General features: G+C 60.4%; 11 protein-coding genes. 3 read left to right on the top strand and 8 right to left on the bottom strand.

Annotated elements, in window-relative coordinates; all coding sequences use genetic code 11:
- Window positions 1-239, bottom strand: a 239-nt coding sequence (locus RIFP1SYM_RS13990; protein WP_039960568.1) for a sulfur globule family protein, incomplete at its 3' end; no start/stop codon positions are given.
- 154 nt (window positions 240-393) lie between these two features.
- On the opposite strand from RIFP1SYM_RS13990, the gene pyrC reads away from it, so the two are divergent.
- The gene (gene pyrC / locus RIFP1SYM_RS13995) at window positions 394-1,428 is read left to right on the top strand and encodes a dihydroorotase (protein ID WP_006474844.1); all 1,035 of its coding nucleotides are present in this window, start codon (window positions 394-396) and stop codon (window positions 1,426-1,428) included.
- A gap of 3 nt (window positions 1,429-1,431) precedes the next feature.
- Here pyrC and RIFP1SYM_RS14000 read toward each other — a convergent pair whose 3' ends face one another.
- A complete protein-coding gene (locus tag RIFP1SYM_RS14000) occupies window positions 1,432-2,196 on the bottom strand; it encodes an MlaA family lipoprotein (protein ID WP_005965902.1) in 765 nt (254 codons plus the stop codon).
- 115 nt (window positions 2,197-2,311) lie between these two features.
- Between RIFP1SYM_RS14000 and rnt the strand changes: the two genes are divergently transcribed.
- Entirely contained in the window at window positions 2,312-2,995 is a 684-nt protein-coding gene (rnt, locus tag RIFP1SYM_RS14005) for a ribonuclease T (protein WP_005965904.1), read from the top strand.
- Window positions 2,996-3,052: 57 nt separating this feature from the next.
- On the opposite strand, the gene grxD is transcribed toward rnt, so the two are convergent.
- The 3 genes from grxD to RIFP1SYM_RS14020 all read right to left on the bottom strand — a co-directional run bounded on the left by grxD (window position 3,053) and on the right by RIFP1SYM_RS14020 (window position 7,033).
- Complete coding sequence (gene grxD / locus RIFP1SYM_RS14010) at window positions 3,053-3,394, bottom strand: Grx4 family monothiol glutaredoxin (protein ID WP_005965905.1); 342 nt, start codon at window positions 3,392-3,394, stop codon at window positions 3,053-3,055.
- Window positions 3,395-3,698: 304 nt separating this feature from the next.
- The gene (locus RIFP1SYM_RS14015) at window positions 3,699-5,474 is read right to left on the bottom strand and encodes an N-acetylglutaminylglutamine amidotransferase (protein ID WP_039960571.1); all 1,776 of its coding nucleotides are present in this window, start codon (window positions 5,472-5,474) and stop codon (window positions 3,699-3,701) included.
- Between the two features lie 11 nt (window positions 5,475-5,485).
- Complete coding sequence (locus RIFP1SYM_RS14020) at window positions 5,486-7,033, bottom strand: hydantoinase B/oxoprolinase family protein (RefSeq protein WP_039960573.1); 1,548 nt, start codon at window positions 7,031-7,033, stop codon at window positions 5,486-5,488.
- A gap of 160 nt (window positions 7,034-7,193) precedes the next feature.
- Between RIFP1SYM_RS14020 and RIFP1SYM_RS14025 the strand changes: the two genes are divergently transcribed.
- The gene (locus tag RIFP1SYM_RS14025; protein WP_005965908.1) at window positions 7,194-7,775 is read left to right on the top strand and encodes a superoxide dismutase; all 582 of its coding nucleotides are present in this window, start codon (window positions 7,194-7,196) and stop codon (window positions 7,773-7,775) included.
- Window positions 7,776-7,872: 97 nt separating this feature from the next.
- Here RIFP1SYM_RS14025 and RIFP1SYM_RS14030 read toward each other — a convergent pair whose 3' ends face one another.
- The 3 genes from RIFP1SYM_RS14030 to RIFP1SYM_RS14040 all read right to left on the bottom strand — a co-directional run.
- The gene (locus tag RIFP1SYM_RS14030; protein WP_006474847.1) at window positions 7,873-8,676 is read right to left on the bottom strand and encodes a hypothetical protein; all 804 of its coding nucleotides are present in this window, start codon (window positions 8,674-8,676) and stop codon (window positions 7,873-7,875) included.
- Between the two features lie 56 nt (window positions 8,677-8,732).
- Window positions 8,733-9,722 carry a TIGR00266 family protein gene (locus RIFP1SYM_RS14035; RefSeq protein WP_005965910.1) on the bottom strand — a complete coding sequence of 330 codons (990 nt, stop codon included), beginning with the start codon at window positions 9,720-9,722 and terminating at the stop codon, window positions 8,733-8,735.
- Between the two features lie 20 nt (window positions 9,723-9,742).
- On the bottom strand, window positions 9,743-10,194 hold a 452-nt coding region (locus tag RIFP1SYM_RS14040), incomplete at its 5' end, for a tellurite resistance TerB family protein (RefSeq protein ID WP_039960575.1).

The raw sequence follows: 10,194 nt of genomic DNA on the forward strand, positions 1-10,194 counted from the left end.
CCGTAGCCGTAAGGACCGTAACCGTAGTAGTCGTTGTAACGGTTGTAGCCGCTACCATAACCGTTGCCACGACCACGAGCGCTCATGTTGAAATCGAAAGCGCCGTCGCCGAAACCATCGCCCATCCAGTTGTTGTCATTCCAACCACGGTTGCCCCAGGGACCGCCCCACCAAGCAGAAGCAGAAGCAGAAGCAACAACCAGAGCTGCAGCAGCAGCGGCTTTAACGATTTTGTTCATTGTTAACTCTCCAATAGATACAATGTGTCTTTAGCAGCGTTGTTGAAAGCAGATACAGCGTAGCCTTCGAGCGAAAGAATATTAGTATTTACTTAATCTAACAAATTTATTCTGCTTATCTATAGATAATATTATTTTATAAGAATTGCGTTCTATGAAGATAACCATCCACCGTCCCGACGACTGGCACCTCCATCTGCGTGATGACGCGGCGATGACCTCTGTCCTGGCCCATTCGGCCAAACAGTTTGCCCGTGCCATCATCATGCCTAACCTCAAACTGCCAGTAGCCAATACCGATACCGCTCAGGCCTACCGACAACGAATCCTCTCCGCCCTGCCAGAGGGGAGCCATTTCGAGCCTCTGATGACACTCTATATGACCGATAACCTCGGTCCCGATGAGGTCGCCCGCGCCAAGACCTCCGGTTTTGTGCATGCGGTAAAGCTCTATCCGGCCGGCGCCACTACCAATTCGGACGCCGGTGTCACCAATATCGAACGTATCTATCCCACTCTGGAGGCAATGCAGCAGCACGATCTGCCGCTGCTGATTCATGGCGAGGCAACCCACCCGGAGGTCGACACCTTCGACCGTGAAGCCGTCTTTCTCGATCAACAGTTGGCGCCGCTTGTGGAGAGGTTCCCTGAGCTACGCCTAGTACTCGAGCACATCACAACCCAGGAGGGCGTGGAGTTTGTTAAACAGGCTTCCGGACGGGTTGCGGGTACCATCACCGCCCACCACCTGCTCTACAATCGCACGGCGATCTTCACTGGCGGCATTCGTCCTCACCTCTACTGCCTGCCGATCCTTAAAAGGGAGAGACACCGACAGGCACTGGTCGATGCTGCCACCAGCGGCGATCCACGCTTCTTTCTGGGTACCGACAGCGCTCCCCATCCGGTTCACGCCAAAGAGTGCGCCTGCGGCTGCGCCGGTTGCTACACCGCCCACGCCGCCATCGAACTCTATGCAGAGGCCTTCGACCGCGCCGGCGCGCTGGACAAGCTGGAGGGGTTTGCCAGCCACTTCGGGCCGGACTTTTACGGACTGCCAAGGAACAGAGACAGCATCACGCTGGAGAAAAGCGCCTGGGATGTACCGACCAGTTACGCCTTTGGCAGTGACCGGGTAATCCCGCTGCGTGCCGGGGAGAAGATTGAATGGCGAATCGTCAGTGATTAACCGCTATGGAGTCTGATTAAGATCTTCATCGAAGAACTCATCGAACAGGTCGTCCTCCAACGGAGGATCGCCATCAAAGATATCGTAGCGGCGTTTCTGTAGATAGGACTCTCGCACAAAGACATAGCGGTCCAGCGCCGCCTCATCCACTGCTTCGACCGTTTCCAGCAGGTCTGCCCTGATGTCGATCAGCTTGACCACCAACAAGCTCCAACGCAGCCCTTCCTGCGTGAAGTAGAGCGGATTGATAAACAGATCCACCACTCGCCCTGCAGCATCCCGCACCGTACTCGGCCCAAGGATCGGAATGACAAAATAAGCGGACTCCTCGTAACCCCAATGACCAAGCGTCTGGCCGAAATCCTCCCGATAGCGCTGCAGCCCCATATCGCTGGCCACATCGAAGAAACCGAGCAGACCAATGGTGGTGTTGACGCAGAACCGCCCCACATCAGAGGCCGCCTGTTTGGGTTTCGCCTGCAGCAGATTATTGGCAGCTGAATTGACGTCGGTCAGATTCTCGAAGAAGTTGGTGAAACCCCGATCAAACGGATCGGGCAACACCCGACGGTACCCTTTGGCCACCGGCTTGCCGATAGCCTCATCAAAGTCCCTATTGAAACGATCGCTGCCACGATTGAACGATTCAAGTGGATCGGACGGATGAGCCTGTTCAGCAGGCACACTGGCACAACCGGAGATCATCCCCAGGCAGACCAGCACCAACACACTCACAGCGCCACTCTGCAAAAAAAAGCGACTCATCATAACGGCACCCTATCTCCCTCAGCATACCCGGCATCCTGTAGAACTTTCATAAGAACTACCTTAACCAACCCCAGTGTAGGTCGTAAATCCACCGCAGTTTCATTATCCTTGGCAGATGAACGAACCGATATACAACCCCATCATCGCCGACCGCTTCCGCGGCTACCTGCCGATTGTGGTCGACGTGGAGACCGGCGGCTTTGACGCCAAGCAGGATGCCCTGCTGGAGATCGCCGCAACCACCCTCCTGCTCGACGAGGCCGGCCTGTTACAACTGGGTGAGACCCATGCCTGCCATGTCGAACCCTTTCCCAATTCCAATATCGACCCCAAGGCGCTCGCCTTTAACGGCATCGATCCGTACCACCCGTTTCGCGATGCACTACCGGAGCGGGAGGCACTAAAAAAGATCTTTGAGCCAATTCGCAAGGCAGTGAAGGCGAGCGGCTGCAAGCGTGCCATTCTGGTCGGGCACAATGCCTTTTTTGACTTAGGTTTTATCAATGCCGCAGTGGAACGCAGCAACTACAAACGCAATCCGTTCCACCCTTTCAGTACCTTTGACACGGTCAGCCTGGCCGGTCTCGCCTACGGACAGACGGTGCTGGCACGGGCTGCCCAGTGCGCCGGGCTGGAGTGGGACAGCAACGAGGCCCACTCCGCGATCTACGATACCGAACAGACCGCGCGCCTATTCTGCACCATCGTCAACCGCTGGCAGGAGCTGAGCCCCGCCAACCCCTGGGATCAGCCAATGCAAAAAAGCGAGGCCCCATTGCAGACCAACAACAGAGCCTGACAGGAAGAGAGACAGAGAAGCGGCAGGCAGAGGTGAGCGCCTGCCGCAGAGAATCGACTATTCGGACTTGCCGGCAGCCTCCGACTTCGCCACGGCCTTCTCCATCATGGTTTTCAGCTCGCCGCTAGCTTGCAGTTCCAGGGTGATATCGCAGCCGCCCACCAGTTCACCATCCACATAGATCTGGGGGAAGGTCGGCCAATCCGCGTAGCGTGGCAGGTTCTCAAAAATCTCCTGATCGGCCAGCACATTGACGTAGGAGAAAGGCGCGCCGCATGCCTTCAGCGCCTCCGCCGCACGGGAGGAGAAGCCGCACATGGGGAACTGGGGGGTGCCTTTCATGTAGATGACAACCGGATTGCCTTCCACCTGTTCACGAATTCGATCCAACACGTCCATCGGAATACCTCGGTAATGAGTTCAGTGACCGGCACTAGATGGTGGCAGACTGCCGCTTTTCAAGCGCCGCAATGATGCGCGGCAGTTTACCCCGCCAGACAGGGGAAGAACATCGTGTCTTTGTAGGGACTTGGCGAGGCTATTACTAGGTCCATTTGATTGCCGACATTTAAACATGGCACATGTATAGGGCAGGCTGCGCCCGACATCATCCATGATTTCAATATATGACAGACAGCGGCCACAGGCCGCCCTATATCTATGATTAACCGCCGATAGATCCTGCTTTGGCCGGATTAATAACCTACACGCCCTGCCGCTGCAGCCACAGCTCAAACACCGCCAGCTGCCAGATTTTGCTGCCCCAGAGGCGAGTGTGGTGCATCTGCGGCGCCGCCAGCAGCATCTCAACATATTTTCGCTGGAACAGACCGCGCTCACACGCCACCGATGAATCAAGGATATCGCGCACAAACGTCAGAAACTCTCCCCGCACATACTTCAGCGCCGGCAGCGGGAAATAGCCCTTGGGACGATCGATGACAGAGTCGGGCAACCGCCCCCGGGCAACCGCCTTGAGCGGATACTTGCCAGCCTCACGCAGCTTCAGCTCCGCCGGGCAGGCCGCCATCAGCTCCAGCAGTTGCTGATCAAGAAACGGCACCCGCGCCTCCAGCCCCCAGGCCATGGTCATGTTGTCGACCCGCTTCAGTGGATCATCGACCAGCAGCATAGTCTGATCCATGCGCAGCACCGCCTGCATAAAGTCCTCATCAGCGACGTCTTGTAGATAGTCGCCAATCAGCGCCCGGCTGTGGTCGGCCCCGGCCAGCCGCGGAGTGATCAGGCGCAGGTACTCCCCATGATCCCGATCGAAATAGTGGCGGGCAAAACGCGCCACTGGATCACCATGACTATCCGCCAACATCCGCGGGTACCATGCATAGCCGCCGAATACCTCGTCTGCCCCCTGCCCCGACTGCACCACCTTGAACTGTTTGGCAACCTGCTCCGCCAGCAGGTAGAAGGCCACAGCATCCTGGCCGAACATCGGCTCCGCCATCTGCTCCACTGCCTCCGGCAGACGCCGCAGCACCTCGGCATCAGAGACCAGAAACCGCTGATGGCGGGTGGCGCAGTGCTCCGCCACCGCATCGGAATACTCGAACTCGTTACCCTGCTCCTCCGGCTGATCCTCAAAGCCGATAGTAAAGGTATGCAGATCGCTGACCCCCGCCTCCCCCAGCAACGCTACCAACAGACTCGAATCGAGGCCACCGGAGAGCAACACTGCCACCGGCACATCAGCCACCTGGCTGCGTCGGCGCACCGCCTGGCGCAGCGCCACCTCGATCACCTCCAGCCACTCGCCCTCACTGCGTGGCACGGCCGGACGATCCACAGGATAGGACCAATAGGCGTACTGCGGACCGGCGCCCGCCTCGCTCACCCGCATCACGTGGCCCGGCGCCAGCTTGCGGATGCCGTTGAAGATGGTGTGTGGCGCCGGCACCACCCCATGCAAGGTGAACTGATAGTGCAGCGCCAGTGGATCGATGGAGGTGTCGACGCCACCTGCCACCAGCAGTGCCTGGGTATTGGAGGCGAAACGCAGACCGCGTTGATCGAGCGTATAGTAGAATGGTTTGATGCCGAGCCGGTCGCGCACCAGAGTCAGCCGGCGCTGCTGCTGATCCCAAATGGCGAAGGCGAACATCCCCTCCAGCCGCTCAACACTGGCCTCGCCCCAGGCGTGCCACGCCTTGAGGATCACCTCCGTATCGCCAGTAGAGAAGAAGCAGTAACCCTTGGCGATCAGCGTCTCGCGCAGCGCCCGATAATTGTAGATGGCGCCGTTGAAGACCAGCACCAGCCCGAGCTGCGGATCGAACATCGGCTGGTTGGCCTGCTCGGAGAGGTCGATAATGGCGAGGCGGCGATGCCCAAAGGCGAGCGGACCGTCACTGAAGCGACCGGCGTGGTCAGGACCGCGACGCACCAGTCGGACGCTCATGCGCTGGATCACGGCCAGCTCCGCCGGCTCACCATCAAAGCGCAATTCGCCGCAGATACCACACATCGCCGGTCGGCCTACTCGTCGGAACTGGGAGTGCCCCAGCCCCCGCCGCCGGGGGTCTCTATGATGAGACGCTGCCCCGCCTCCAGTTTCAGACTGACCTTGCCCGACAGTTCCTCCCCATCCAGCAGATTGCGCCCTGCCGCCCCAGCACCACCGCCATCGGCACCCCAAGGCCCACGTCGGCGTCGCTCAGTGAGCAGTGAGACCTGGACCGGGGCGAGGAATTCGAACTCCCGCCGCAGTCCGTCACCACCGCCATGCCGTCCTGCACCACCGGAGCCACGACGCAGCTCATAACGTCGGATGCGCAGTGGAAAGCGGCCCTCCACCACCTCGATGGGGGTGTTGAGAGTGTTGGTCATATGCGTCTGCACCCCACTCTGACCAGGGCTCCGGCAACCCGCTCCCATGCCACCGCCGATGGTCTCGTAGTAGTCCCAACGGCGGCCCGGCGTATCGCTGCCCATCGCCAGGTTGTTCATGCTGCCGTGGCTGGCGGCCGGGATCAGCTCCGGCACCACCTGGGCCAGCGCCCCCAGCACCACATCCACCACCCGGGTGCTGGTCTCCACATTACCCGCCGCCACCGCCGCCGGGCGCTGCGCATTGAGCAGACAACCCACCGGGGCGTTGAGACTGATCGGCCGGAAGGTGCCGGCGCAGGCGGGGGTCTGAGGCGGCATCAAGCAGCGGAAGGCGTAGAAGACTGCCGCCGCGGCCACCGAGAGCGGCGCGTTGATGTTACCGGCCACCTGCCCGGCGGTACCGTTGAAATCAACCGTCACCCGCCCGCCACGCATCGTCAGACAGACCCGGATCGGGATATCGAGGCTACCCTGACCATCATCGTCCATCAGATCTTCAAAGCGGTAGGCGCCGTCGGGCAGCGCGGCGATAGCATTCAGCGCCAGCTTCTCGGCATAATCGTTGAGCGCCTGCAGGCCGCTCAGGAAGCCCGCCCGCCCCCACTCGTCGATCATCAGACTCAGTCGCTCCACACCGCTGCGGTTGGCGCTGATCTGGGCGGCAAAATCGCCGGCCGACTCCTGCGGGTTCCGGTTCTCCTCGACCAAGCTGCGGTAGAGTCGCTGATTCAGCTCACCGCCGCGCAGCAGATAATCGGGGGGGATCACCCGCCCCTCCTGTTCCAGAGAGCTGGAGAGCGGCATCGAACCTGGGGATTCGGCGCCGATATCCGCATGATGAGCGCGGTTCACCACAAAAGCAGTCAGCTCACCGTCGGCAAAGAGCGGCGCGATCAGGGTCACATCCGGCAGATGGGTGCCGCCAAGATAGGGGTCGTTGAGGACTACCATATCGCCAGCCTGCCACTCCAGACTCGAGACGATTCCGGCCATCGCAAAGGCCATGCTACCGAGGTGGACCGGGATGTGGGCCGCCTGGGCGCAGAGCTCCCCCTGAGCGTCGAACACCGCACAGGAGTAGTCGAGACGGTCGCGGATGTTGGGCGAAAAGGCGGCATTACGCAGCACCGCCCCCATCTCATCGCAGACCGCCTCCAGACGCGAGGCGAAGATATTCAGTTCAACCGGGTCCATCGACGTTCCCATATTTCCATTTAGAATCAGTACAAAAATAACCTTGCCAGACTCAACCCCTCTGGCTAGAATGGCCAAGTATTTTACTAGGTTTTACCAGTGGTGCGGCACAGATCGACCCCACCACGACTCTCAATAAGATCCAAGGAGTACCTGACTGATGGCACACGAACTGCCTGCGCTTCCCTTTGCAATCGACGCCCTTGAGCCTGTGATCTCCCAAGAGACCCTGGAGTTCCACCACGGCAAGCACCACAACACCTACGTCACCAACCTCAACAATCTGATCCCGGGCACCGAGTTCGAAAACGCCTCCCTGGAAGAGATCATCATGAAGTCCGAGGGCGGCGTGTTCAACAATGCCGCTCAGGTCTGGAACCACACCTTCTACTGGAACTGCCTGCGTTCGCCCGGCGATGAGAACGCCCCGACTGGCGCCCTGGCCGACGCAATCAACAGCACCTTCGGCTCCTTCGACGAATTCAAACAGAAGTTCGCCACCTCCGGCGCCACCAACTTCGGCTCCGGCTGGACCTGGCTGGTGCAGAACGAAGACGGCAGCCTGGAGATCTACAACACCTCCAACGCCGGCACTCCGATGACTGCCGGCAAGAAGGCCCTGCTCACCGCCGACGTCTGGGAGCACGCCTACTACATCGACTACCGCAACGCCCGCCCCGCCTACCTGGATGCGTTCTGGAAACTGGTCAACTGGGACTTCGTTGCCAGCAACATGGGCTGATCGACAGCGATCTGAGCTGTGAAGAAGGCCTCCTCACCTCGGTGGGGAGGCCTTTTTTATGGGTGATGATGACGAGCTGCGCTTCACAAAATCCACCCTATTGGGCTAAGGCAGCAACAGCATCCCCATCGATATCTTGCAACCGCGCAAGCTGCTCTCCTCGTCCTGCCAGATCCTTGAGCGCCTGCTTGTAGACCGGGCGCAGTGATTTTTTCAGGTGGCGGCTGACATCTTTGGCCGGGATCTCTTTCAGCACAGCAAAGATTGCCAGGGCGTAGGTTGTCTCTTCCTCTGAAAGAAAGGCGCTGCGACCTGGGGCGCCACCGCCGCAGCTGCCACAACTGCTGCCTTTGAAGGCGTAGACGCTGTTGGCAAACATCAGCCCAAACCCCATAAACACCGCCAACAGTTCTGTGAGATGGGGCCACTGCTCCGGCCCGCCCGGCGGGGGCTCTTCAGCGGTGGTGCCAAGATAGTGGGCCAGGGTGTGGGCGAAGCTGGCGATCAGCGCCTCCGGATTGCTGACCTGATTCGGCTGGTAGAGGACGATGAGTTTTTGATCCTCCGCCACCGTCGTGAGCGGAATACCCCGGGAGCCTCTGATTGCACCGGCCAGACGCAGGCTGGGCGTTTCCAGTGTCATACAGGCCTGCTGATCCAGCAGCCGACAGGGCCAGTGGGCCATGCCAGCATAGGCCTTGACCTGCTCGAAGATCAGCTCTGCCATGCCGTGCAGGCTGTTTTCACGACCCGGAAAGTGTTCATTGGAGGGCACCACCAGGATGCTCTCCTGATGGAAGACCCGCGCATCAAAGTTTCTCAGCGCCCAAGCATAGGCATCAAACAGCCACTCTGCTGAGGGCTCATCGATAGGCGGGGTTGATTTCAACAGGCCAAACATCACATCGGTTTCCTAATGTTCTTGCGACAGGGCAGAACCGACCGGCAAGCGCCGGATCAATTATCCCCCATCAGCAGATCACCCAATCCACCCAACGCGGAACCTTCACCTTGGTCTCGCCCGCCACCTTGGGGCGCGGCCTCCAGCATCCGGCCAGCCAAGCGCGAGAATGGCAGCGACTGCAGCCAGACTTTGCCAGGCCCCTGCAGGTTGGCGAAGAAGAGGCCTTCGCCGCCAAACAGGGCGGTCTTCACGCCGCCCGCCTGCTGCAGATCGAACTGCACCGAGTCCTGCATCCCCACCAGGCAGCCGGTGTCCACATGCAGCTGTTCACCGGGGGCCAGCTCACGCTCCAGCAGGGTGCCGCCGGCTTGAACGAAGACCAGCCCGTCGCCCTCCAGTTTCTGCATAATAAAACCCTCGCCACCGAACAGTCCGGTGAGGATTTTCTTCTGGAAGTGGATGCCAATGGAGACTCCCTTGGCGGCACACAGGAAGCTGTCCTTCTGGCAGATCAGCCGGCCACCCATGTCGGCCAGAGAGATCGGGATGATGGTGCCGGGAAAGGGCGCGGCGAAAGCGACCTTCGCCTTGCCCGAACCATTGTGGGTGAAGACCGTGGTGAACAGGCTCTCGCCGGTGAGCAGACGCTTGCCCGCCCCCAACAGCTTGTCCATGAAGCCACCGCCATCGCTGCCGGAGCCGTCGCCAAACAGGGTGGTCATGCCGATGCTAGCGTCCTTGTACATCATCGCCCCCGCCTCGGCCACCGCGCTCTCGCCGGGATCGAGCTCGACCTCGACAAACTGGCTCTCGTGGCCGTGGATCTGATAGTCAATCTCGTCCGCCTTACCCGGCACTAGCGCGGAACCTGCCGGCGGCTGGCCGCTCATCAGCTCTGGGATCTGGTTGATCGGCAGCCACTCCGCCATGCCCTGACGCCAGGCGTGGCCGTTGGGATCGGCCTGGGCGCGGGCGGCGGCCTGCGCGAAATCCATCGGCCCTATCTGCTGGCCGTTATAGCTGAGATACCACTCTTGAGACATCCTGATACTCCTTCTGTCGTTTAGATTGCAGGCGCCAGCGGCGGCACACCCAGTGCCGCATGCACCGCATTGATCGCATCATCTGTCAGCCCCAGCCGACCAGCCAGGGCGCGCAGATAGACGACCTCCTGCGGGGTATCGAGCTGAATCGCCAGCAGCGATGCCGAATAGATCTGCTGGGCACTGTCAGCGGAGTCGCTCCAGCCAGCCAGCTGTGCAGCGCTCACCGGGTTGTCGATCTCGTGCTCCATGAAGGCCCGTTCTTCCGGGTCGAGACCGCTCTGCTCAAGCCTGCCGAAGATACGCTGGCGTTCATCGGCATCTACCTCGCCATCGGCATGGGCGGCGGCGATCATGGCGCGGATCAACACCACCGCCAGGCTTGGCTGGCTCTCATCGGCAGCGGCCGGCGGAGCAGCGGGCGGAGGCGGCGGAGCAGCTGTGGTGGGGGCCACACCAGGCGGAGGGGGTG

Source organism: endosymbiont of Riftia pachyptila (vent Ph05) (genome assembly GCF_000224455.1).
Taxonomy (GTDB): domain Bacteria; phylum Pseudomonadota; class Gammaproteobacteria; order Chromatiales; family Chromatiaceae; genus Endoriftia; species Endoriftia persephonae.